General features: G+C 69.2%; 20 protein-coding genes. 12 read left to right on the forward strand and 8 right to left on the reverse strand.

The features are described 5' to 3' along the window. Positions 1-8 precede the first annotated feature (8 nt). From FG99_RS29775 to choX, 7 genes are all read left to right on the forward strand, one after another. Positions 9-938 (forward strand): 3,5-dioxohexanoate:acetyl-CoA acetone transferase, encoded by a 930-nt coding sequence (locus FG99_RS29775; protein WP_043273818.1) that lies wholly within the window; start codon positions 9-11, stop codon positions 936-938. Positions 939-952: 14 nt separating this feature from the next. Next, complete coding sequence (locus tag FG99_RS29780) at positions 953-2,374, forward strand: aminobutyraldehyde dehydrogenase (RefSeq protein WP_043273819.1); 1,422 nt, start codon at positions 953-955, stop codon at positions 2,372-2,374. A 5-nt stretch (positions 2,375-2,379) separates the two neighbouring features. After that, positions 2,380-3,129: an SDR family NAD(P)-dependent oxidoreductase gene (locus FG99_RS29785; RefSeq protein WP_043273821.1), complete on the forward strand. Its 750-nt coding sequence runs from the start codon at positions 2,380-2,382 to the stop codon at positions 3,127-3,129. Continuing rightward, on the forward strand, positions 3,129-4,064 hold the full coding sequence (locus FG99_RS29790; RefSeq protein ID WP_043273822.1) for a 3-hydroxyacyl-CoA dehydrogenase NAD-binding domain-containing protein: 936 nt from the start codon (positions 3,129-3,131) through the stop codon (positions 4,062-4,064). Before FG99_RS29785 ends, FG99_RS29790 begins: the two co-directional genes overlap by 1 nt. 79 nt (positions 4,065-4,143) lie before the next feature. After that, a complete protein-coding gene (locus tag FG99_RS29795; RefSeq protein ID WP_043273824.1) occupies positions 4,144-5,097 on the forward strand; it encodes a PDR/VanB family oxidoreductase in 954 nt (317 codons plus the stop codon). 28 nt (positions 5,098-5,125) lie between these two features. Continuing rightward, complete coding sequence (locus tag FG99_RS29800) at positions 5,126-5,587, forward strand: thioesterase family protein (protein ID WP_043273825.1); 462 nt, start codon at positions 5,126-5,128, stop codon at positions 5,585-5,587. 63 nt (positions 5,588-5,650) lie between these two features. Beyond that, the gene (gene choX, locus FG99_RS29805; RefSeq protein WP_043273826.1) at positions 5,651-6,592 is read left to right on the forward strand and encodes a choline ABC transporter substrate-binding protein; all 942 of its coding nucleotides are present in this window, start codon (positions 5,651-5,653) and stop codon (positions 6,590-6,592) included. Between the two features lie 242 nt (positions 6,593-6,834). Here choX and FG99_RS29810 read toward each other — a convergent pair whose 3' ends face one another. Then, complete coding sequence (locus tag FG99_RS29810) at positions 6,835-7,869, reverse strand: ABC transporter substrate-binding protein (protein WP_043273827.1); 1,035 nt, start codon at positions 7,867-7,869, stop codon at positions 6,835-6,837. A gap of 224 nt (positions 7,870-8,093) precedes the next feature. Between FG99_RS29810 and FG99_RS29815 the strand changes: the two genes are divergently transcribed. Further along, the gene (locus tag FG99_RS29815; protein ID WP_043273828.1) at positions 8,094-9,569 is read left to right on the forward strand and encodes a PucR family transcriptional regulator; all 1,476 of its coding nucleotides are present in this window, start codon (positions 8,094-8,096) and stop codon (positions 9,567-9,569) included. On the opposite strand, the gene FG99_RS29820 is transcribed toward FG99_RS29815, so the two are convergent. The 5 genes from FG99_RS29820 to FG99_RS29840 form a co-directional block, all read right to left on the reverse strand. Then, entirely contained in the window at positions 9,559-9,903 is a 345-nt protein-coding gene (locus tag FG99_RS29820; RefSeq protein ID WP_009620142.1) for a cupin domain-containing protein, read from the reverse strand. The two genes, FG99_RS29815 and FG99_RS29820, sit on opposite strands and share 11 nt — an antisense overlap. 19 nt (positions 9,904-9,922) lie before the next feature. Beyond that, positions 9,923-11,308: an NAD(P)/FAD-dependent oxidoreductase gene (locus tag FG99_RS29825; protein ID WP_043273829.1), complete on the reverse strand. Its 1,386-nt coding sequence runs from the start codon at positions 11,306-11,308 to the stop codon at positions 9,923-9,925. 267 nt (positions 11,309-11,575) lie between these two features. After that, a complete protein-coding gene (locus FG99_RS29830; protein WP_043273831.1) occupies positions 11,576-13,321 on the reverse strand; it encodes a ShlB/FhaC/HecB family hemolysin secretion/activation protein in 1,746 nt (581 codons plus the stop codon). 2 nt (positions 13,322-13,323) lie between these two features. Continuing rightward, positions 13,324-17,328, reverse strand: coding sequence for an MBG domain-containing protein (locus FG99_RS29835; protein ID WP_043273832.1), 4,005 nt, complete (start codon positions 17,326-17,328; stop codon positions 13,324-13,326). Positions 17,329-17,429: 101 nt separating this feature from the next. Next, a complete protein-coding gene (locus FG99_RS29840) occupies positions 17,430-19,070 on the reverse strand; it encodes a response regulator (protein WP_043273833.1) in 1,641 nt (546 codons plus the stop codon). Positions 19,071-19,251: 181 nt separating this feature from the next. On the opposite strand from FG99_RS29840, the gene FG99_RS29845 reads away from it, so the two are divergent. Continuing rightward, a complete protein-coding gene (locus FG99_RS29845; RefSeq protein ID WP_009620151.1) occupies positions 19,252-19,461 on the forward strand; it encodes a DUF6434 domain-containing protein in 210 nt (69 codons plus the stop codon). An 18-nt stretch (positions 19,462-19,479) separates the two neighbouring features. On the opposite strand, the gene FG99_RS29850 is transcribed toward FG99_RS29845, so the two are convergent. Then, positions 19,480-19,701: a DUF1654 domain-containing protein gene (locus FG99_RS29850; RefSeq protein WP_009620152.1), complete on the reverse strand. Its 222-nt coding sequence runs from the start codon at positions 19,699-19,701 to the stop codon at positions 19,480-19,482. A gap of 239 nt (positions 19,702-19,940) precedes the next feature. Here FG99_RS29850 and FG99_RS29855 point away from each other — a divergent pair, with 239 nt between their 5' ends. Next, on the forward strand, positions 19,941-21,419 hold the full coding sequence (locus FG99_RS29855; RefSeq protein ID WP_043273836.1) for an MFS transporter: 1,479 nt from the start codon (positions 19,941-19,943) through the stop codon (positions 21,417-21,419). Here the strand turns inward: FG99_RS29855 and FG99_RS29860 are convergent. Beyond that, the gene (locus FG99_RS29860; protein ID WP_009620156.1) at positions 21,416-21,694 is read right to left on the reverse strand and encodes a hypothetical protein; all 279 of its coding nucleotides are present in this window, start codon (positions 21,692-21,694) and stop codon (positions 21,416-21,418) included. The genes FG99_RS29855 and FG99_RS29860 overlap by 4 nt on opposite strands. A 560-nt stretch (positions 21,695-22,254) precedes the next feature. Here FG99_RS29860 and FG99_RS29870 point away from each other — a divergent pair. Continuing rightward, positions 22,255-23,037 (forward strand): alpha/beta fold hydrolase, encoded by a 783-nt coding sequence (locus FG99_RS29870; RefSeq protein ID WP_043273839.1) that lies wholly within the window; start codon positions 22,255-22,257, stop codon positions 23,035-23,037. Between the two features lie 192 nt (positions 23,038-23,229). Continuing rightward, entirely contained in the window at positions 23,230-23,880 is a 651-nt protein-coding gene (locus FG99_RS29875; protein WP_043273841.1) for a cell wall hydrolase, read from the forward strand. Positions 23,881-24,190 lie beyond the last annotated feature (310 nt).

Raw genomic sequence — 24,190 nt, forward strand, 5'->3', positions numbered from 1 at the left:
GAGCGACCATGCCCAAGTCCGTCATCATCACCTGCGCCACCACCGGCGGCGTGCACACGCCGACCATGTCCGAATACCTGCCGATCACCCCGGACGAGATCGCCCGCTCGTCCATCGAGGCGGCCGAGGCGGGCGCCTCGATCATCCACCTGCATGCCCGCCACCCCGAGACCGGCAAGCCCGACCCGCGCCCCGAGCTGTTCCGCGACTTCATGGGGCAGATCAGGGGCGCCAGCGACGCGGTGCTCAACGTCTCCACCGGCGGCGGCCTGGGCATGAGCCGCGAGGAGCGCCTGCGCGCCGCGGTGAGCCTGAGCCCGGAAATGGCCTCGCTGAACGTCGGCTCGATGAACTTCGGCATCTTCCCGATGAAGGCCAGGTACCCGAGCTGGAAACACGACTGGGAGCCGGCCTTCCTCGACAGCACCCGCGACTTCATCTTCCGCAACACCTTCGCCGACATCGAGTACATCGTGAAGGAGCTGGGCGAGGGCCACGGCACGCGCTTCGAGTTCGAGTGCTACGACCTGGGCCACCTCTACAACCTGGCCTGGGTCATCGACCAGGGCTGGATCAAGCCGCCGTTCTTCGTGCAGATGGTGTTCGGCGTGCTGGGCGGCGTCGGCGCCGACCTGGACAACCTGATGCACATGCACACCATCGCCCAGAAGCTGTTCGGCAAGGACTACGAATGGTCGGTGCTGGCCGCCGGCAAGAACCAGATGCACTTCGCCACCCAGGCCGCGCTGCTGGGCGGCAACCTGCGCGTCGGCCTGGAAGACAGCCTCTACATCGCGCCGGGCGAGAAGGCCAGAAGCAACGCCGAGCAGGTGCGCAAGATCCGTTCGATCGTCGAAAGCCTCGGCCTCAAGGTCGCCACGCCGGCCGAAGCCCGCGCGCGCCTGGGGCTCAAGGGCGGCGACAAGGTCGAGTTCTGAGAAGGGAGAAGCTCATGCAAACCCGAATGCTGATCGACGGCGAACTGGTGGCGGGCGAGGGCGAGGCCCTGGCGGTGATCGACCCCGCCAGCGGCGAGCGCATCGCCCAGGCCCACGAGGCCAGTCCGCAACAGGTGGACGCCGCCGCCCGCGCGGCGGAGGAAGCCTTCCACCGTTACGGCCGCAGCACGCCTGCCGAACGCTCCGCCCTGCTGCTGGACATCGCCGCAGTCATCGAGGCTCACGCGCCGGAGCTGGCCGCGCTGGAAAGCGCCAACGTCGGCAAGCCCTGGCCGTCGGCGCTGGACGACGAGATGCCGCTGACCCTCGACAGCTTCCGCTTCTTCGCCGGTGCGGCGCGCACCCTGGCGGGCGTCGCCGCCGGCGAATACGTGGCCGGACACACCAGCCTGATCCGCCGCGACCCGCTGGGCCCGGTGGCGGCCATCGCGCCCTGGAACTACCCGCTGATGATGGCCGCCTGGAAGCTGGCCGCGCCGCTGGCGGCCGGCTGCACGGTGGTGCTCAAGCCCTCGGAGCTGACGCCGCTGTCGACCCTGCGCCTGGCCGAGTTGCTGCAGGACGTAGTGCCCAAGGGCGTGGTCAACGTGATCAACGGAAGAGGAGCGAGCATCGGTGATCGTCTTATCAATGCTGCTGGGATGGAAGGCGTCAGCATCACCGGATCGCCCGCCACCGGCGCCGCGGCCATGCGCGCGGCGGCGCAGCAACTGCGCCAGGTGCATCTGGAACTGGGTGGCAAGGCGCCGGTGATCGTCTACGCCGATGCCGACGTCGACAAGCTGGTCGCCAACCTGCGCGGCACCGCGTTCTTCAATGCCGGTCAGGATTGCGCGCAACCCTGCCGTCTGCTGGTGGCCGACGCGGTCTACGAGCGGGTCGTCGCCGCACTGGCCGACGCGGTGGGCTCGATACGCACCGGCGGCCCGCGCGAGGCGGGCACAGAGATGGGCCCGCTGATCAGCCAGGCGCACCGCCAGCGCGTGGCCGGCTTCGTCGAGCGCGCCCGCGGGCGCGCCGAAGTGGTGGCCGGCGGTTTCGCCGAGGAGCGTCCAGGCTTCTTCTACCGCCCCACGGTGGTGGCCAACGTCGACAACGATGCGGAGATCGCCACCTCTGAAATCTTCGGGCCGGTGGTCACGGTGTCGCGCTTCGGCGCCGGGGACGACCCGATAGCCATCGCCAACGCCGGCCGCTACGGCCTGGCTTCCTCGGTGTGGACGCGGGACAGCGCGCGGGCCATGGCCGCCAGCAGCCGCCTGCGCTACGGCTTCACCTGGGTGAACACCCACGGCGTGGCCACGCCGGAGATGCCCTGGGCGGCCATGAAGGGCTCGGGGCATGGCTGCGACATGTCGGTGTTCGCCCTCGAAGCCTACACCGCCGTCCGCCACGTCATGTTCGCGCACGGGTGAAGGCCATGGACAAGGACATCGTGATAGTGACGGGCGGCGGGCGCGGCATCGGCCGGGCCATCGTCGACCGGTTCCTCGCCCAGGGCGCGCAGGTCGCGACCTGCGGCCGGGGAGAGCGACCGGCCGACCTGGATGAAGCGGTGCTGTGGGTGCAGGCCGACGTCTCGCGCAGCGCCGATGCCGGGCGCGTGGTGGAACTCACTCTCGAACACTTCGGCGCGCCCACGGTGCTGGTCAACAACGCCGGCGTGCAGGTGGAGAAGACCCTCGACGCCACCACCGACGAGGACTGGGAGCAGGTCATGGGCATCAATGCCAAGGGCACCTTCAACCTCTGCCGCGCCGTGCTGCCGGTCATGGCGGAGCAGGGCGGCAGCATCGTCAACCTCGGCTCGATCTCCGGGCTTAACGCCGATCCGTCCATGGCCCTGTACAACGCCTCCAAGGCCTTCGTGCATGGCCTGACGCGCTCCATCGCCATCGACCATGGCCCGCGCGTGCGCTGCAACGCGGTGTGCCCGGGCTGGATCATGACGGCCATGGCCGAGGACGGTTTCGCCCAGGCCCGCGACCCCGGGAAAGCCAAGGTCGATGCCCTGGCCCGGCACCCCGCCGGGCGCTTCGGCCGGCCCCGGGACGTCGCCGAACTGGTGGCCTGGCTTGCCAGTGAACAGGCCGGCTTCGTCACCGGCCAGTGCTATGTCATCGACGGCGGCCTGACCGCCGCCTCTCCACTCCAACCGAGGTTCTTCTGATGCGTGAATTCCAGAATGTGGCGGTATTGGGCGCCGGTGTCATCGGTGCCAGCTGGGCGGCGTTGTTCCTGGCCTCCGGCCGTGACGTGGCGGTCTTCGACCCTGCCGAGGGGATGGAGGACGAGGTGCGCGAGTACGTGAAGAACGCCTGGCCCACCCTGGTGGAACTGGGCCTGGTGAAGGAGGGCGCGCCGGGCGAGCTGAGCTTCCACCGCAACGCCGCCGACGCGGTGAAGCACGCCGACTTCATCCAGGAGAGCGTGCCCGAGCGCATCCGGATCAAGCATGCGCTCTATGCCGAAATCGAACCGCTGCTGAAGGCCGGCGCCATAGTCGCGTCGTCTGCCTCGGGCCTGCCGCTGAGCGAGATGCAGGCCGGCTGGCGGGACCCATCGCGCTTCGTCCTCGGCCACCCGTTCAACCCGCCGCACCTGATCCCGCTGGTGGAGGTCATGGGCAACCAGCGCACCGCGCAGGATGCGGTCGAGGGCGCGGAACGCTTCTACCAGCAGGTCGGCAAGGTGACCATCCGCGTGCACCGCGAAGTCCCCGGCCACGTCGCCAACCGCCTGCAGGCCGCGCTCTGGCGCGAGGCCATCCACCTGGTGAAGATCGGCGCGGCCAGCGTCGAGGATGTCGACACCGCCGTGTGGGCCGGGCCCGGGCTGCGCTGGGCGGCCATGGGGCCGACGCTGCTGTTCCACCTGGGCGGCGGCCCTGGCGGCCTGGAGTCCTTCTGCCAGAAGTACGCCGAGAGCTTCCACCGCTGGTGGGACGACCTGGGCGACCCGCGGCTGGATGCCGAGACCGCGGCGCTGCTGGTCCAGGGCGTGGCCGCCGAGTCCGCCGACGGCACCCAGGCGGAGCTTTCCCGGGCCCGCGACGAGCTGATCACTGCGATGCTCAAGACCACCGCGAACCTGCGGCGCAAATGAGCCGTCGAGGTCGTTCGCAGGCTGGCGGGGCATAAGCGCTCCGCCAGCCGTAGCCCCCGATCCAGGAGCAGAGGTCATCATGTCGGTCCAACGTCTGACACTGCAGGTGGCGGAGATCGCCAGCGCCGCCCGGGACGCGCTGGTCATCGAGCTGCGCGATCCCGCCGGCGGCGAGCTGCCGGCCTTCACCCCCGGCGCGCACATCGAACTGCACCTGCCCGGCGGCCTGGTGCGCCAGTATTCGCTATGCGGCGACGCCCGGCAGCGCGACGCCTACCGCGTCGGTGTCGGCCTGGCGCCGGCCAGCCGCGGCGGTTCGCGCTACGTCCACCAACAGTTGCGCGTCGGCGACCTGCTCAGCGTCACGCCGCCGCGCAACCACTTCCCGCTGTTCGAGGACGCCGCCGAGTTGGTCTTCTTCGCCGGCGGCATCGGCATCACGCCGATCCTCTCGATGATCCACTGGTGCGAGGCGAACCGGCGCCCCTGGCGGCTGTTCTACCTGGTGCGCAGCCGTGAACGCGCGGCCTTCCTCGCCCAGCTCGCGGCCTACGGCAGCCGGGTGACCCTGCATGCCGACGAAGAGGCCGGCGGGCTGTTCGACATCGCCGGCAACCTGGCCCGCCTGCCGGCGCGGGCGCACCTCTACACCTGCGGCCCCACGCCCCTGATGCTGGCGGTGGAGGCGGCGGCCAGGGCCTTCCCCGCCGAGCAGGTGCACTTCGAATGGTTCACGCCGCGGCAGGTGGAGAAGGCCGGTGCCGACGCGCCCTTCACCCTCGAGCTCGCGCGCAGCGGCAAGTGCCTGGAGGTGCCGGCCGAACAGAGCATCCTGCAGGTGCTGGAGGCCAACGGCGTCTGCGTCGAGAACTCCTGCCGCGAGGGCACCTGCGGCGCCTGCGAGACCCGGGTGCTGGCCGGCATCCCCGACCACCGCGACAGCGTGCTGAGCGAGGCGGAGCGCAAGACCAACCGCACCCTGATGGTCTGCGTGTCCCGCGCGCTTTCCGCGACACTGGAACTGGACCTGTAAGCCAACTCCCCTCAGAGCAGGACACGCCATGCTGACCTACCGAACGCCCGTGCTGCGCGAATGGATCGACTACAACGAGCACCTGCGCGACGCTTTCTACTTCCTCATCTTCAGCTACGCCACCGATGCGCTGATGGCGCGCATCGGCCTGGACGCGGCGGGCCGGGCCGACACCGGGCACACCCTGTTCACCCTCGAAGCGCACATCAACTACCTGGCCCAGGCGAAGCTGCACGAGGCGCTGGAAGTGCGCACGTCGTTCATCGACCGCGACCTCAAGCGCCTGCACATCGTGCACAACCTCTACCGCGAGGGCGCGGCCGAGCCCCTGGCGGTGAGCGAGCAGATGCTGATGAACATCGACAGCCGAACCGGCAGGTCCAGTGCCTTCGCCGGGGCGGTGGATTCGCGGATTTCCGAGCTTTTCCGGCAGTTCCAGGGGGCCCGGCACCCCGGCTATTGCGGGAAGACCATCGGCATACGCCGGTGAGGCGGGCCTGCCCTGCGCAGGCGCAACCCACAAAAACAAAACCTTGCCTTGAGGATTCTCCCGATGAAAGCTGCATCCCTGCTGTTCCTGGGCGCCCTGGCCGTTCTCCCCATTGCGGCGCAGTCCGCCGAGCCCGCGCAGTGCCAACTGGTCAGGATGTCCGACCCCGGCTGGACCGACATCCAGTCCACCACCGCCATCGCCAACACCCTGCTCAAGGGCCTGGGCTACAAGACCAAGGTGACCCTGCTGGGGGTGCCGCTGACCTACAAGGCGCTGGCCGAAGGCAAGAACATGGACGTCTTCCTCGGCACCTGGATCCCGACCATGGAGCCGGACCTGAAGCCCTACCGCGACGCCGGCAGGATCGACATCGTCCGCGTCAACCTCAAGCACGCCAAGTACACCCTGGCGGTGCCGGAAGAGCTCTGGAACCGCGGGCTGAAGGACTTCGCGGACATCCCCAGATTCAAGGACGAACTCAACGGCAAGATCTACGGCCTGGAGCCGGGCGACGGCGGCAACAATGCCGTGCTCAAGGCCATCGAGCAGAACGCCTTCGGCTTGAAGGACGCCGGCTTCAACGTGGTGGCGTCCAGCGAGTCGGGCATGCTGTCCCAGGTCGACCGGGCCATCCGCAGGAAGAACGCGATCCTCTTCCTGGGCTGGGAACCGCACCCGATGAACACCCGCTTCAGAATCCGCTTCCTCACCGGCGGCGACGCCTTCTTCGGCCCGGACTTCGGCGACGCCACCGTCTACACCAGCACCCGCAAGGGCTACGTGGACGAATGCCCGAACGTGGGGCAGTTGCTGAAGAACCTCAGCTTCACGCTGGACATGGAGAACACCATCATGGGCTCCATCCTGGATGACAAGATGGAACCCGAGGACGCGGCGAAGGCCTGGCTGAAGAAGAACCCGCAGGTGCTGGAGCCGTGGTTGAAGGATGTGGCGACCGTCGATGGGAGGCCGGGGTTGGAGGCGGTCAGGGAGAGTTTGTAGCGCCCTCTCCCCGGCCCTCACCCGCAAGCGGGAGAGGGCGCTGTCCGTGCCGCGGGGGCGCTCTTCGTAGGATGGGTTGAGATTGCGAAACCCATGCGGTTGCGCTGATGGGTATCGCTTCGCTCAACGCCATCCTACGAAAAGCCGTGTTTCCCTGTAACCGTAGGAGCGGACTCCGTCCGCGATTAGGATTTCCAGAGAAACCTCCGCGCACGCCGAAGCGGCGCAAACACACCCAAGAATCAGCGCGCCGCCCAGGCATTGAACCGCTGTTGCAGCTGCTCCCCATGGTCCGCCCAGAAGGCCGCATCCATCGCCAGTTGCTTGCCCAGGTTATCCGGCGCGCTGGGCAGGTTCTGGCTCTGCGCAGGCGCTATCTGCGCCGCAGCTTCTAGGTTCACCGGCCCGTAGGCGATGTGGTCGGAGTAGGCCTTCTGCTGCGGCTCCTGCAGCGCGAACCGGATGAACTTGCGCCCTTCCTCGGCGTGCTTGGCGCCCTTGGGAATGGCGTAGGACTCGATGTCGTAGATGCCGCCGTTCCACACCACCTTCAGGTTGCTTTCGTTCTGCACGGCGGAGATGCGCCCGTTGTACGCGGCGCTCATCACCACGTCGCCGGAGACCAGGTACTGCGGCGGCTGCGCGCCGGCTTCCCACCACTGGATGTACGGCTTGATCTCGTCGAGCTTGCGGAAGGCGCGGTCCTGGCCTTCCTTGGTGGCGAGCACGGCGTAGATGTCCTTGTACGGCACGCCGTCGGCCATCAGCGCGTACTCCAGGGTGTACATCGGGCCCTTGCGCAGCCCGCGCTTGCCCGGGTACTTCTTCACGTCCCAGAAGTCGGCCCAGCCGGTGGGCGCGGTCTTGAGCTTGTCGGCGTTGTAGGCCAGCACCGTGGACCAGACGAAGATGCCCGCGCCGCAGGTGTTGATCGCGCCCTTGACCAGCTTGGGCGCCAGGGCGGCGATGGCCGGGTCGTCGCCGATCTCCTCCAGCAGCCCCTCGTCGCAGGCGCGCAGCAGTTCCGGGGTTTCCAGCTCCACCACGTCCCAGGAGACGCTGCCGGTGTCGACCTGGATCTTGACCTTGGCCATCTCGCCGTTGAATTCGTCGGCAATGATCCGGCTGCCGGTCTGCGCGCTGTAGGGCTGGTAGTAGGCTTGCTGCTGCGCGTTCTTGTTCGCCCCGCCCTGGGAGGCCACGGTGAGGTCGGCCAGGGCGTGGGTGGAAAGACACGCGATGGAAAGGGCGATGACGCTGCTCAGAGACTTTGGCATTGTTATGGGCTCCGATGAGTCGAGGGAATGTCCGGTGAGGGCAATGGGCCGGGGCGCTGGACTGCGCGCGGCCTGACCTCCAGTTTCCCCAGGGCCCGGGCGCGGCGACATCAGACAGATTTACAATTCGCCAGCAGCTGGTTCATACCTTTGTATGGATTCAACGGCCCGGGGCCGATGCGATCCTCTGATTCGCTGCTGCGAACCCACCTGCCGGAGGCGCCGTGCCGATTTCGATTCAGGACATCCTCGATGACAACGCGCTGTCCACGCGCCTGGTCAGCGGCGCCAGCCACGTCGGGCGGCTGCTGCGCTGGGCCCACGTCTGCGAACTGCCCGATCCCTCGCAATGGCTGGGCGAGGGCGAGCTGCTGATGACCACCGGCCTGGGCATTCCCGCCGACGCCGCGGCGCAGCGCGAGTACATCGAGCGGCTGGTCAGGGCCCGGGTGGCGGGGCTGATGATCGGCGAGAACATGCACGCGCCCAGCGACATGGAAGCGCTGTTCGATACCGCCATGCAGCTGGATTTCCCGCTGCTGCTGACGCACAGCTCGGTGCCGTTCTCGGCGGTCGCCCGGGCGATCATCGACGCCAGCAAGCAGGAGGAGCAGGAGCGCCGCAGCGCGGTGGCGCGCATCTATGAAAGCGCCCGCATGGGCCTGCGCCACGTCGGCGTGGAGTTCCTGCTGCAGCGCCTGGCGGCGGACTTGCGCACCCAGCTTTACCTGTTCGACGCCGCCTCGCTGGAGCCCTGGCATGCGGGCCTGGCGCCGCTGCCGGCGCACTGGCGGGCGGCCCTGGGCAAGCGTGCGAACACCACGACCACCGTCACCCGCCATTCGACGGAGGAGGGCGACGCCCTGGTCATGGCGCTGCCTTCGGTGCCGGCCTGCAAGATTCTCGCGTGCGGCGGCGGCCTGATCGACTACGGCCTGCTGCACCACGTGACGGCGGTGCTGGGCATCGAGCTGGAGCGCCAGCAGGTCGAGCATGAGCGCCTGCTGCGCCAGGGCTGGGAGTTGCTGGATGACCTGTTGCAGCAGCGCCTGAGCGAGCGGCCCGCCCACGAGCGCCTGGGCGCCCTGGGCTATCCGGTCGGCCAGGCGGTCTTCGCCGTCGCCCGCTGCCGGGCGGACTTGCCCGAGCGCTGGTCGCAGCGGCTGCACTTGCAGGGCGTGGCGTTATTGTCGCGCGTGCAGGGCGAGGAACTGATCCTGCTGCTGGCCTCGGACGCGGCGGCGGAGCAGGTCCAGCAGGTGCTCGGTTGCCCGCTGGGGTTGTCCAACCCGCTGGGGCACTCGGGCCGCACTCCGGAGGCGCTGCGCGAGGCGCGCCTGGCCCTGGCGCATACCTCGGCCAGCCGCCAGGTCGCCCATTACGGGCGGGCTTCCGGCGAGCTGCTGTGGCTGCCGTCCAGCCTGGAGGAGGCCCAGTTGGTCCACCGCCGCGCCCTGGGCGCCCTGGCCGATTACGACCAGCAGCAGGGCGCGCAGCTGCAGCACACGCTGCAGGTGTTCCTCGAACAGAACCGCTCCTGGCAGAAGACCGCCGAGCGGCTCAACGTGCACCGTCAGACGCTGGTCTACCGCATCCGCCGCATCGAGGAGATCACCGGCCTCTCGCTGGATTCCACCGAGGACGTCGCCGTGCTGTGGATCGCCCTGCGCGCGGCGGACATCGCCGGCCTCAAGGCATGATCACGAAGCTCTTGCGCAGGGTTTCGCGGATGTCCCAGGTGCCGTGACAGTTTGCCGGGAACAGGATGGCGTCGCCGGCGCGCAGTTCGATGGGCTCGCCCTCGTCGGGAATGAAGAAGCCGTGGCCGCTGATGAAGTGGCTGAACTCGCGCTCCATGACCTGGCGGCGGAAGCGCCCCGGCGTGCATTCCCACACACCGGTCAGCAGGCCGCCCTGGCCTTCGGCGGCGTAGGTGGCGGCTTCGGCCACCGGCGTGCCCACGGGCGCCTTGGCTGGCACGCCGGCGGGCAGCGGGAAGCGGGCGGTATCGGGCAGATGGATCAGGTGCTGCATCGGGGGTCTCCTCGCCTGTTCAGGCGCTCTTGTCTTCCAGGCCCACGGGGGCGAATTTGCTCAGCCTGAGGTCGAGCCAGGACGGCTTGCGGTTCTGCGCCTCCTGCTCCTCCTTGCGCTGCACCGCGCCGCGCACCAGCAGGCCGCCGAAGTAGCGGATGGGCTCCGGCGGGAAGCTCTTGGGCCGGCGCCCCACCAGGCCGCAGCGGCTCCATTCGTCGCTGCGCCCCAGCACCAGGCTGGCGAGGATGCGCCCGCCCAGGCGGCTGGGGCCGACGCCGTTGCCGCTCCAGCCGATGCCGTAGAAGATGTGCGGCGCGCCTTCCAGGTGGCCGAACACCGGCATGCTGTCGTAGGTGCGGTCAATGGGGCCGCACCAGGCGTGGCTGATGGGCTCGTCGGCGAGGTTGGGGTAGGTGCGGCGGAAGTCTTTCTCGGTCTCTTCGCTCAGCCGCGGATTGTCGTCGAAGCTGGCGTCGATGCGGCTGGCGTAGTTGATCATGCCGGTGCCCTTGCCGAAGGCGATGCGGCCGTCCTGCGTGGTGCGGTAGAAGTCCACCATCAGCTGCGAATCGGTGATCGACTCGCCGCCGGTCCAGCCGATCTGTTCCAGGCGCCGGGGGATCGGGTGGGTCGCCACTATGGTGCTGGTGACCGGCAGGACGACGCGGCTGAGTTCGGGGATCTGCGCGGCCCAGGCATTGGTGGCCAGCACCACGCGCCGCGCCGTGACCGAGCCCGAGGGCGTGCGCAGCACCGCCGGTTCGCTGCGCTGGATGTCGTCCACGGACGTGTTCTCGAAGATCCGCACGCCTTTCTCCAGCGCCACCCGGCGCAGGCCGCGGGCGAGGCGGGCGGGCTGCACGGTGGCGTTGCTGGCCTCGATCACGCCTTCCAGGTGCTGGCACGAGCCGGCGCGGCGCTGCACTTCGTTGTCCGGCAGCGAGCGGAAGACCTGCTCGCCCAGGCTTTCGCAGGTGCGCTGCACGCCTTTCCAGGCGCCGCGCTGGGCGTCGCTGGTGGCGGTCCACAGCCAGCCGCCGCGGCGGAAGTGCGCGTCGATGCCGTGCTGCGCGCAGAACTCGCCGATCTCGCCGATGTTCGCTTCCGAGGCGCGGGCCAGGCGCAGGGCTTCTTCCTTGCCGCACTGCGCCACCAGCGAGCTGATCTTCGGCCACCAGGACATCACGAAGCCGCCGTTGCGCCCCGAGGCGCCGCCGCCGCAGATGTCGCGCTCGAGGATCACGATCCGGCACTGCGGCTCGAGTTCCAGTAGGCGCAGCGCCGTCCATAGCCCGACGAAGCCGCCGCCGATGATGGCGACGTCGACGCTGAGGTCCTCCCGCAGGGGCGCGGTCGGGGTGAGTTCGTCGGCAATTTCCTGGAGCCAGAGGGAGCGTTTCATGGCGAGAGCCCATGGGTTGTTGTTTCCCATAATCTCGCCGAGCAGCGCCGGCGCCACCCATCGTGCATTTCTAACGATTGGGCGGTGGGTTTTCATACAAACATACGAACCCGGCGCTGAGGCCAGGGTGCCCCGGCCACGGCGCTCTTCGCAGGATGGGGTGAGCGAAACCCATGTGGCCGTGGCGATGGGTATCGCTTCGCTCAACGCCATCCTGCGTTGCCCGTCCTCACTCGCCGGAACCCTGGAGGTTCCGGCGCGGCGGGTTCAGAACAGCTTGAGGAAGTTGAAGTAGAAGCGCGGCGCCTTGCCGTTGTCGTCGTCCAGCTCTTCGGCCGAGACTTTGCGCGTCAGCGGGAAGGCCAGCTCGGGCGACACGTACATGTCCTTGAACACCTGCAGGTGGGCGCCGACGCCGGCCGAGGACAGGCTCTCGGCGCTGACCCAGCTCGGTTCCTCGCTCCATACCTTGCCGAAGTCCCAGAAGGCGTAGTACTGCGTGGGCACCTCGTGGTCCCTGAAGGTGTGCAGGCGGTTGTACTGCAGCTCGACCTTGCCGGCGAAGCCCTTGTCGCCGGTGATCTCCGACGGGTCGTAGCCGCGGCCGAACTCGCTGCCGCCCACGCCGAACTGCTCGGGGCTGAGCAGCGGCTGGCCGAAGGAGGTCTGCGCGGTCATCGCCAGGTACAGGTTGAGGCCGTCCATGATCTTCGACAGGTCCTGCAGGCGCTGGGCATCCAACTGCAGCTTGGTGAAGTCGGTCTCGCCGCCCTCGCGCGAGGGGTTGGCGCGGTTTTCGCTGCTGGCGCCCATGATCTTCAGGCCGCGGCTCAGTTCCGCCTTGACCAGGTTCTTGCCGCCGTAGGCATCGAAGAAGTCGTAGCTGGCGCCCAGGCGCAGGGCGCGGATGCGGTCGTCGCTGGAGGGCGGGTTGTGCGGGTCGTCGAGGTACTCGGACTTGCCGTTGAACCAGGTGAAGGCCGCCGAGGTCTTGAAGGTCTCGTCGCGCTGGCGGATCCACGGCCGGGTGATGCGCACGGCGAAGGTGTCGCCGGAGCTGTTGGCGTTGAGGAAGGAGTAGGTGTCGGCGTGGCCGTCGTTGTGCTGGGCGAGGAAGCTGAGCACGTCGCCGCGGTTGCCGACCGGGAGTTCGTACTGGCCTTCGAAGAAGGTCATCTTGTTGCCTTCCACCGATTTGCCGGCGCGCACGCCCAGATGGTCGCCGTGGCCGGTCAGGTCGTTGACGCCCACCCCGCCGTACACCTGCCAGGGGCCGAAGTAGCGGCTGTCGCGGTTGTCGAAGCCGAAGAAGCCTTCGTACTTGCGCTGGGTGTTCTCCACCAGCAGGTCGGTGCCTTCGGCGACCGGCGAGGGGACGAAGGTGCCGCGGCTCTGGTTGCCGGACACGTCGTTCATCAGCAGCAGGTTGCGTTCCAGCGTGGCGCTCTTCACCGGCACTTCTTCACGGATGTTGCCGGCATAGCCTTCCAGCGCCTTGTTGCTCGGCCCCTGGAAGGTCACCTGGTTGACCCGCCCCTCGAAGACGTGGATGACCAGGTTGCCGTTCTCCAGGCGTTGTTCGGGCACGTAGGCCTTGGCCAGGAGGAAGCCGGCGCGGCGATAGCGCTGGGTGATGATGTCGGCCACGGCGTTCACTTCGGGCAACGACACCCTGTTGCCTTCCAGGCGCGCGAGCAGCGGCGCGAAGGTGGCGGGCGGGTAGCTGGTCACGCCGCTGAGGGTGACCTTGGCGACCTTGAAGCGGGTCTCGCCGCCGGGCAGCGCGGTCATCTCGGCAGGGACGTTCTCCGCGCTTGGGGTGACCACCATGTCCGGCAACTGCAGCGTGGCGGGCATCTCGGTGGGCGCGCTGCGGTGCCCGGAGGCGTCCGGCACCTCGACCCGCCCGGGGTTGAGCTGGCCGAGCGGGGCGGCCTGCAGCGCGCCGGCGGCGAACAGGCCGGAGCAGACGGCCAGGGCGAGGATGCTCAGTTTCGACGGAAGCGGTTTCATGGCTATTTCCCTCCCTTCTGGCCGACCTTCAGGTCGTGGGGGATAACGCTGCGGTTCCAGTCGGGGACGATGAACTGGCCGTCCCTGATCAGGCTGTTGGCGTAGGTCAGTACGTCGCGGAGGTCCGGCGTGGTGCTGGCCTTGCCGCCGTAGGCGCGGGGTTTGCAGATCAGTTGCACGGCGTAGGTGCGGATCACCGCCGGCGACACCGAGTAGTTGGCGGAGACCGCCGAGGGCGATTCCAGCGCGGTGCAGCGGGTATTGCCGGGAGCCTGGGCGGTGAGCGGGATGCCCTGTTGCGGCTGTGGCGCGAGCGGTCCGGTGATGGTCAGGGCGCCGTCGCGGAACACCACGCTGTAGTTGCTGCCGGCCTCGAAGGCCTGGCCCTGGCCGATGGCGTAGCTGCCGGGCTCTTCGCCCGGGGCGCGGCTCAGCGAACCCCTGGCGACGTCGGCCGGGTCGCCGTTCTTCAGTCCGCTGACCGAGTAGGTCAGCCGCGGGTCGGGCTGGCCCTGGACCTTGCGCTTGTCGTCGGCGCTCACCACCAGCGGCGCCGGGGTGATCTGCAGGTTGCCCTCCTTGAATACCAGGCTGTAGTTGCCGCTGCTCAGGCCCAGGTTGCCCTGGCCGATGGCGTAGCCCCGGGGCCGCACGTTCTCGCCGCGCTCGCGCTGCAGGCCGCCGTTGAGCACGGCAGCGGCGCTGTCACCGTTCTTCAGCCCGCTGACCGAGTAGCTCAGCGCCGGGTCGGCATCGCCGTAGACCTTGGTCTTATCGTGGGCGATGACTTCCAGTTGCGCCGGGGTGATGTGCAGCAGGTTGCCTTCGAAGCTCAGGCGGTAGTTGCCGTTCAGGCTGCCGACGCCACCCTGGCCGATGGCGTAGTCGCCGACGTTCTGCCCGGGGGCGCGGTTGAGGTTGCCGCCCACCAGGTCGGCGGCGTTCTCGCCGAACTTTTGCCCGCTGACCTGGTAGGTCAGCGCCGGGTCGGCGTCGCCATAGACCTTGGACTTCTCGTCGGCCCTGACCTTGAGCTCGGCCTGCCGGACGCTCAGGGTGCCTTTGTTGTCCTCCAGCCGATAGCGGCCCTGGGCGCGCTGGTCCTGGCTGACGTTGTTGTCGATGGCGTAGCCGCCGGGCCTCACGTCGCTGTGTTCGGTGGCCGTGGTGGTCGGCGTGCCGACCTGGGTGCCGTCGCGGCCGAGCTGCTGGTTGACGTAGTCGTCGACGCCTTTCACCGCCTGGGCGTTGGCGTCGTACTCGGTGCGGTTGGTCAGCGTGGGGTTGCTGTCGCCGTAGGTGCGCGCCTGGTCGTCGGCGGTGACGGTGATCGTGGCCGGGGCGGCGCTGTTGAGGATCACCCCGGGCTCGTTGGTCTTGTCCACGGTTTCGTAGAAATGCACCCGGGCGCGCTCCAGTGTCTGCTCGCCGGGCTGCAGCGACGGGCCGTTCTGATCGGCTTTCTGCAACCAGGGGGTGTCGTTGACCAGGGCGCCGATCAGCGCTTCGACGGTGTTGTACTTGCCGCCGAGGTTGACGATCAATTGTTGGCTGCTGCCGTCCTGGGCGTTGTGCTGGATCTCCTTCTGATCGGTGGCGCCGGGGATGTACTGGTAGGGTTCTACGCCCCAGCCCGCCGTGCCGAAGGTGGACACCACCTCCAGGCCGCCGTTGGCGCCGAAGGCGAAACCCACTGGGAGGGTGGTTTCCACCGGGCTTCCGCCGGGGTCGGTGCGGGTCACCTTGGTCAGGCTGGGGTCGGCCGCATCGGGTGAGATTTTCCAGAGCACGCCGGCCGCGTCGGTGAAGCTCAGGCCGTTGACCAGGTAGTCCGAACTGTCCAGGTAGTTGAGCAGCAGGGCCGGATCGAGCTCGCGGTAGCCGCCGCTGCCGTCCGGGGTGACGAAGCCGGTGGCCTCGAACACCAGGTAGTCGAAGGCGTCGCCGTTCTCGGCGCGCAGGGTCACCGAGCGGGTCGCGGAGCCGTAGGTTGTACCGGGGTCGGCCACGATGTCCTGATAGCCGCGATACTCCAACTGCTGGGCGGTGACACCGCTGAGGCTTTCGTTGGAGTAAGGCGAGGCCACGCTGCCGGTGGTGGTGGTGCCGCTGGCGTTGGTCTGGTTGAAGCGGAAGATGCCGTTGCTGGCCTTGCCGGCCAGGGTGCCGGCGTAGTTCAGGTTGCTCTCCATGCGCACGCTGGCGCCTTCCAGGGCCACCTTGTCGCCCATCAGCGCGGTGCCTTCCTGCTGGACGATGGAGGCGACGTTGGAAGTCTTCAGCCAGGCGATGCCCTGGCCGACGTCGATGATCGCGCGCTGGCCGTAGCTGTCGCCGGTGTTGTTCAGGCGGATGTCGCCGGTGGCGGCGATGAACAGGTTGCCGTCCTTGAGCAGGATGGGCGCGTTGATGTACACCGAGCCGCTGTCGTTGGAAAGGTCGGCGCCGGCGTAGGCCTGGCCCTGGCGCGGGTTGCCGGTGGCGATCAGGGCCAGGGTGGCAGGGTTGCCGTTGCCGTCCTGGCCGATGTTGGTGGCGACGATCGCCGAGTTGACGTTGATGCGCTGGCTGGCGCTGACCTCGACGTTGCCCGATGCCAGCCCATTGACGATGGCCTGGGCGGAGACCTGCCACAGGTCGGCCGTGCTCGGGCCCTGGGCGGTGCCGCCGGTGACGCTGGTGCCGGGGTCGGCATCGGCGTCGGCGACGATGTTCACCGTCGCGGGGTCCAGCAGCCATTTGCCGACGACCTTGCCGCCGGTGTCGACCTTGGCGTCGCTGGTCACCTGCAACTGCCTGCCGGAAGTCTCCACCACCCCGCCGCGCTGTTCGCCACGGGCGCTGGCGCTGCCGGCGAAGCTGGTCTGGCCGTTCGACCAGACCACCACCTGGCCGCCGTCGGTCCTGCCATCGGCCCTGAGCTGAGCGCCCTTGGCCACGCCGGTGGACTTCGCCGCCGGCTCGGGGCCCTTGCCCTGGTAGCTGCCGCCGACCAGCACCTTGCCGCCGGCACCCTGGCTGCCGGAGGCGTCGATCCTGGCGCTGCCGGCGAGGTTCACCGCGTCGCCCAGCACCTTGACGCTGCCGCCGCTGGTGCCCCTGGCGCTGAGGGTGCCGGTCACGTTGGTCTGCGCCGCGTTGCCCAGGACGATGCTGCCGCCTTGCTCGCTCACCGAGTCGGCGGCCACCTTGCCGCCGAGGTTGATCACCGAGTCCAGGTGCCTGGCCGCGCGCTCGGCGCTCATGGCCACCACGCCGTTGCCGACGTCGATCTCGCCGCTGTTGTGCACGCCGCCAGTGACGTCGGCGTTGACGCTGTCCTTCTCGCCGGGGGTGCCCTGGACGGCGATGTTCATCAGCCCGTCGCCGTGGAAGTCGAGGGTCGCGCGCGGGCCGGTGGCCAGTTGCACGCTGCCCTTGCGCGCCTGGATGACGCCGTGGTTCTCCACCTGGGCGCCGAGCAGGGCGACCATGCCGTTGTCGTGCACGGTGATGCGCCCGTGGTTGCTGACCACGCCCTTGAGCTGCAGGTCCAGCTTGCCGCTGCGGGCGAACTCGCGGGCCTGCTCGTCGGTGAGGAAGCCGGCGCTGGCCACCAGGGCGCTGGCGGATATGCGCGAGTTCGGGCCGAGCCAGATGCCGTTGGGGTTGACCAGGATCAGTTGGCCGTTGGAGGTGACGGCGCCATAGATCTTCGACGGATCGCTGCCGATCACCCGGTTGAGGGTCACCGAACGGCCGTCGGGCTGGCGGAAGGTGATGCTGTTGTCCGGGCCGACGTTGAAGCGCTGCCAGTCGATGGCGGTGCGCGTGCTGGCGGTGTTCACTTCCATGTTCGGCCCGTTCCGGGTGATGCTGGCCTGGCCGCCGACCACCTGGCCGCCCTCGGGCAGGGCGTCGGCCTGGGCCTGCAGCGATAGGCCGGCCGAGGCCAGGGCTATCGCGACGCAGAGCGTGTGCAGCGGCAGAGGGGAGGGGCCGCGGTTCCCCGAATGGCGACGTTTCATCGCTTGTCTCCTAGGAAATTTACTAGGAGAAAGCTTTGGGGAATTCCCTGCGGGGATTAATCAGGCGCGCCACGAAAGGCTTGTAGTGCTTCCCTGAGATGTCAGGGCTGCCGCGCGCTGCGGGGGAGTTCCAGATGCAGTTCGACGTGCAGCTCCGCACCGTTCTGCTCATGGACCTGCAGGTTGCCGCCGAGCAGGCCGGCCAGCGTCTCGGCCAGCACCAGGGCCGCGACGAAGGGCGGCACGCGCGCCGGCAAGGGCCCCGCCCGCAACGAAAGCCGCCAGTGCAGGCGGGCGCCGGAAACCTCGATGGCCTTCGCCGCCAGGTCGACCTGGCCGGCGCCCAGGCTTTGCGCATACAGGAGCAGGGCGCCGACCAGCTGGCGGTAGCGCTGCGCGTCGACCCAGGCCCAGGGCTGCGTCCCGGCCTTCTGCAAGCGGCAAGCCGGCGCTGCGGGGGTGGCGAGGGCCTGCTCGGTCAAGGCATCCAGATCGGCCCGGCTGGGCATGGGCGTCATCTGGCCCAGTTCCAGGCGGGCCAGATCGGTCAGCAGCTCGATGTCGCCGTGCAACCGGGCCAGGCCCTGGGCGAGGGCGTCGTCCTGGCCGGGCTGCTGCAGCGCCGCCAGCTCGCGCAGGGCCTGTTCGCCGAAGTCGACCAGGTAGCGTCCGCGCTGCGAGCGGATGCTGCGGACCTGTTCCAGGCTGTCGCGCAGCATCTGGATCTCCTGGTCCTGCTCGCCGATGTCGACGGCCGAGCAGAGCATGCCGATGAACCCGCCATCCTCGCCGCTGACGGGGATGCCGCCCTGCTTGAACACGTGGCGCACGCCGTTGATGTGGACCACGCATACCGTCATGTACGGGATCCTGGCCTGCACCGCGGCGTGGAAGGTCTTGCGCACGTACTCCAGGTGCTCGGCGTCCACCACCCCCAGCTCGCTGATGGTGCTGCCCGCGACCTGGTCATGGCCGAGGCCGGTCAGCCGGAGAAAGGCCGCGTTCGCCGCCAGCACGCGGCCTTCGCCGTCGCGCAGGCTCACCGGGTAGGGGACGCGGTCGATCAGGCTGTCGAAAGACGGCAGGGCGCCTGCCTGCGCGGGTGCGTCGCCCGGGCGCTCCACCAGCCCGTGCTGCGCGGCGACCTGGATCAGCTCGACCAGCGAGCTGGTGTTGGTCTTTTCCAGCAGCCGGGCCTTGTAGGTGCTGACGGTGCGGTCGCTGATCGCCAGTTCGGTGGCGATGTCCTTGACCCGGTAGCCGTCGGCCAGGTAGTGCAGGACCGTGATTTCCCGTGGCGTCAGCACCTCGGCCTGGGCGGCGCCGTGGGCCGCCGCGCCGATGGGTTCCTGGTGCAGCGCGCCGACCTTGAAGAAGGTGCGCCCGGCCAGCACCGCCGACACCGCTTCCAGCAGCGGCGCCCGGGTGTCGGACTTGGCGACGAAGCCGGCGGCGCCGCACTCCATGCATGCGTGCTCGTAGACGTCCGCCGGCAGGTCGGTGAACACCAGCACCTGGGTACTCTCCTGGCGGGCGCGGATACGGCGGATCACGTCCAGCCCGCCGAGGCGCGGCACCTTGAGGTCGAGCACGACCAGCTCCGGCGCCAGCCGCCGGCACAGGTCCAGGCCCTCGACGCCATTGTCGGCCACGCCGACGACCTGGTGGCCCTGGCTTTCCAGCAGGGCCCTGGCGCCCACGCAGGTGATGGGGTGGTTGTCGATGATGATGATGCGGCTCATCCCTCTGCCCGCCGTGCGATCGGGTTCCGGAAGGATAGTTCAGGCGCGCTTGGGTGGTGCGTGGGGGAATCCCCGTCCATGGCGTAGAGGCTGATCCTTGCTGGGGCTGCACGGCCCCTGGTCCGCAACGCCGCATCCTGTCAGGCTAACTCCTTCCATGCCGCAACCAGGGAGTGGCTCCATGCGCTTCGATTGGCACAGCCAGCCGATCACCCGGCAGACCCCGGTCGATCCGGGCTACCGCAACACCCAGAACGTCCGCCGCTTCCTGCGCGAGCAGTGCGGCGAGGGCTTTCGTTTCGAGCGTGCCTTCATGGCCTGGATACGCAGTGGCGCCCCGGCGACCATGGGCGAGGTGGTGGACGAATGGCTGCGGCGGCACGGCCCGTAGGGGCGCGTTCGCCCCGGCTCAGTCCAGCCAGCTGTGCCAGGCCAGGCGCACCGCGCCGTCGCGCAGCGGCAGTACGGTGAGGTTGTCTGCGCCGCGCAGTTCCGTCAGCACCCGTTCCCAGGCCTTGGCATCGTCGCCGGGGATGCGCTGCAGGGTCAGGCCGGGGCGCTGGCGGGCGTCGTGGGCGGCGATCTGGGCGTTAACCCGGGCGGCGAGCTGCTGGTAGGTATCGGCGTGCATGGTGTCCCCCTGGCGTCTGGGAAGTGGCTGATGGGTACTGTGGAAAATACTGTATGTGCATACAGTATTTCTGTAAAGCCTCTCCGACGACGAGAAGATGACCGGCGTGGGGGCGGGCGCGCGCGCCTGCGTTTGCACTGAACTCCCGCGCGCCGCAGCGGCCCTACCTGCACAGGGTGCAGTGGCCAGCCATGGGTCGCTGCGCTGTTCGCAGCCAGGAGGAAGAAGAGGACGGCCGCATGAGCACGCCCGCCCCCGTGTACCGCACCGACCTGCCCGCGCGGCTGGACCGCCTGCCCTGGGGGCGCTTCCACAGCCGGCTGGTGGTGGCGCTGGGCATCACCTGGCTGCTGGACGGGCTGGAGGTGACCCTGGCCGGCGCGGTGGCCGGCGCCCTGAAGGCCAGCCCGGCGCTGCGCCTGGACAATGCCGGGGTCGGCCTGGCCGGCGGCGTCTACATCGCCGGCGCGGTGCTGGGGGCGCTGCTGTTCGGCTGGCTGGCGGACCGGCTCGGCCGCCGCCGCCTGTTCTTCGTCACCCTGTTCGTCTATGTCGGCGCCACGGCGGCCACGGCCTTCTCCTGGAACCTGTGGAGCTTCCTGCTGTTTCGCTTCCTCACCGGGGCGGGCATCGGCGGCGAGTACTCGGCCATCAATTCGACCATCCAGGAGTTCACCCCGGCGCGCTTCCGCGGCTGGGTGGACCTCGCCATCAACGGCACCTTCTGGGTGGGCACGGCGCTGGGCGCGCTGGGTTCCCTGGTGTTGCTGGACCCGCAGCGGGTCGGCGGCGACCTGGGCTGGCGGCTGTGCTTCGGCATCGGCGCGGCGCTGGGCCTGGTGATCCTGGCGATGCGCCTGTGGCTGCCGGAAAGCCCGCGCTGGCTGCTGATCCACCAGCGCCCCGAGGCGGCCAGGCGCATCGTCGAGGGCCTGGAGGCGCAGCTGCGCGCCCAGGGGCACGTGCTGGCGCCGGTGGCGCCTGGCCAGGCGCTGTGCCTGCGCGGGCGTCACCACACGCCGCTGGGGGAGGTGGCCGCCACGCTGTTGCGCCGGCACCTGCGTCGCTCGCTGGTCGGATTGACGCTGCTGGCCGCCCAGGCCTTTTTCTACAACGCCATCTTCTTCACCTATGCGCTGGTGCTGGGCGAGTTCTATGGCGTGCCGGGGGAGCGGGTCGGCTGGTACATCCTGCCCTTCGCCCTGGGCAATTTCTGCGGGCCGCTGTTGCTGGGGCGGCTGTTCGACGTGGTGGGGCGGCGGGTGATGATCAGCGCCACCTATCTCATCTCCGGCGTGTTGCTGCTGGCCAGCGGCTACCTGTTCCTGCGCGGCTGGCTGGACGCGACGCAGCAGACCCTGGCCTGGACGCTGATCTTCTTCTTCGCCTCGGCCGCGGCCAGCTCGGCCTACCTGACGGTGGCCGAGACCTTCCCGCTGGAGATCCGCGCCCTGGCCATCGCCGTGTTCTATGCCCTGGGCACCGGCCTGGGCGGCATCGCCGGGCCGCTGCTGTTCGGCCAACTGATCGAGACGGCCAGCCGGCAGAACCTGTTCATCGGCTACGGGATAGGCGCCGGGCTGATGGTGTTCGCCGGGCTGGTGCAGGCGCGCTGGGGCGTGGCGGCCGAGCGCCGCGCCCTGGAGGCCGTGGCGCCGCCGCTGTCGCTGGCGGCGCAGGAGGACGGCGCTCCGGGGCGGGCGAAGATCCCTCGCTAGCGACCCTGGTGCAGGCCGAAGGCGGCGACCTGCGGTGCGCGGCGCTGGCCGGCGCGCACCAGGGCGAACTCGTTGCCCAGGGCGCGGCTGAGCGCGCGCACGGCCGGTTCGCTGGTGATCAGTTCGGGCTGTACGCCGGGGATGGTGAAGTGCGTTCGGGTGGTGACTCGGCTGTCGAAGTGGAGGGTGAGCTGGCCGTCCGCCTCCCGCGAAATGCGGCATTCGTAGAACGGCAGGTATTGCTCGAGGATTTCGGCGATGCGCTCCGGGCTCATTGTTCGATTTCCTGTCGGTAGGTGGAGTGGGATGTGCTTCGCAGGGCCGTCCCTGGTGCTTTCGCCCTGTGCCGGCGAGACGGCCACGTCTGCCCGGCGGCCCTGCGAGCCGCCATGGGTGCTGCCGTCCGCTGCTGGCGCCCTAGCGGTGGCCCAGGTCCATGATGATGATGAGGGCCGCCACGGCGATGATCAGCAGGATGAAGAAGGTATTCATGGCCCGCGCCTCCCCGGTAAGAGCTGAACAGTCGAGGGTGCCCGTTCGCAGGAGTTCACAAAGTCTTGCCCGGCGGTCAGGCGTGGCGGCCCATGGGGCCGCGTGGCCGCTGCGCTTCGCCGACGGAGCCGCTGCCCCGTCTCTGCACCGCATGGCCGGATGATCGACTACCGCGCAGGGCAGGGCATGTTCACCAGTATTGACCTGCCGGTGGTTTCCCACTCGGCCGTATGTCGCCGGGCTTGCATTCCGGCCGCCGCCGGCCTAAAAGCGAATCCCTTCAGCGCGCCGCCGCCCCGCCGGGCAGTGGCCGGCCACCGGAGCAGCAGAGGAAGAAGCCCCCATGACAGCGGTCAGCACCCGCGAACACTGGATCGACACGCCGCTCGGCCGGCTCTTCGCCCGGCGCTGGACGCCGACTGGGGGCGGCGCCGCGGCGCCCATCGTGCTGTTCCACGACTCCCTGGGCTGCGTGGCGCTGTGGCGCGAATTCCCCGAGCAACTGGCGCGGGCCAGCGGGCGCGAGGTGATCGCCTACGACCGCCTGGGCTTCGGCCAGTCCGACGCCCACCCGGGGACGCTGGCGCGCGGCTTCGTCGAGGACGAGGCGCGGCAGGGCTTCGCCGCGTTGCGCGAACAACTGGGCTTCGAGCGCTTCGTCGCCTTCGGCCACAGCGTTGGCGGCGGCATGGCGGTGGGCTGCGCGGCAGCCTTCGGTATAGCCTGCGAGGCGCTGGTGCTGGAGTCGGCCCAGGCCTTCGTCGAAGACCGTACCCTGGAGGGCATCCGCGCCGCCGAGCGCGACTTCGCCCGGCCAGGCGGACTGGAACGCCTGGCGAAATACCACCGCGACAAGGCGCACTGGGTATTGCGGGCCTGGGTGGATACCTGGCTGTCCGATGCCTTCGGCGACTGGAACCTGGATGCCCAGCTGGCGCGCCTGCAGTGCCCGCTGCTGTGCCTGCACGGCGAGCAGGACGAGTTCGGCTCGGCCCGCCACCCCGAGCGCTTCGTCGCCCGCGCCGCCGGGCCGGCCGCCATGAAGCTGCTGGCGGATTGTGGCCACGTTCCGCACCGGCAGAAGGCCGCCGAGGTGCTGGCGCAGGTATGCGCCTTCCTGGGCTGAGCGAGGCCGGCGAGAGGCGCGCCAGAGCCCTCGCGGACACCCGCCGTTGCGTTACAGGCCGCGCCAGCCGTGGGCTGTGGCGGAATCAATATGAATGATCCGCCAACGCGGCGGTCTACAGAACCGAGCGAAGCCGGCCGGCAGCGCCGCGAACAGGCGTGGCGCGCCAGGTGCCGGCGAGTGAGGTCGATCATGCGCTGGACAGTCCGGGTAGCGTGCATCGTCGCCTTGCTGTTCGGCGCCCCGGCATTCGCCGGGCCGCTCGGGCAGAAGGCCGCGGTGGCGGAGAACAAGGCCGAGGTGCTCGAGGAGCAGGCGGCCGAGCAGGGGGCGACCGGCACGGCCGCCCAGGTCAGGCCCATCACCCGCAGCGAGGCCCGCGCCGTGGACCCGGCCGGGGAGGCGCCGCTGGACGACGCCATCACCTGCCTGGCCCGTTCCGTCTACTGGGAGGCCAAGGGCGCATCGCGCGGGGACATGGAGGCGGTGGCCAACGTGGTGATGAACCGGGTGGCCAGCAAGGACTTCCCCGATACCGTCTGCGCCGTGGTCAAGCAGGGTTCGGAGAGCAGGAGCTGCCAGTTCTCCTGGTGGTGCGATGGCCGCCCCGACCAGGTGGTGGAGGAAAAGCGCTACGACCTGGCCCGCGACATAGCGCGCAAGGCGCTCAACCGCCAGTTGCCCGATCGCACCGACGGCGCGCTGTACTTCCACGACCGCCACGTCAGGCCGTCCTGGGCGAGGACCTACCTGAGGACGGCGCGGACCGAGCACTTCCTGTTCTACAAACCGCGCCTGGGCGGCGAGCCGATAGCCCGCAGCGGGGCGGGACGGCGTCCGTGAGCGGGAGCGGTGGTCTTGCCGGGCCCGTAGGATGGGTTGAGCGAAGCGATACCCATCGCCACGGCCGCATGGGTTTCGCAAGCTCAACCCATCCTACGAAAAGCACCTCGGTACAGGGGGCAAACCGTAGGAGCGGATTCATCCGCGATCCGGCCGGCAGGCCGGCGTGTGTCGGTGACCGCGGACGGAGTCTCATACCCCTGCCATTCCCATGTAGGAGCGCGCCCTGCGCGCGATTCGCGGGCAGGGCCCGCTTACAGGGAGGGTGCAAGGGGTTGGCCGGCGTGTATTGGTGATCGTGGATTAGGGT

Source organism: Pseudomonas sp. AAC (assembly GCF_000725445.1).
GTDB lineage: Bacteria > Pseudomonadota > Gammaproteobacteria > Pseudomonadales > Pseudomonadaceae > Pseudomonas > Pseudomonas citronellolis.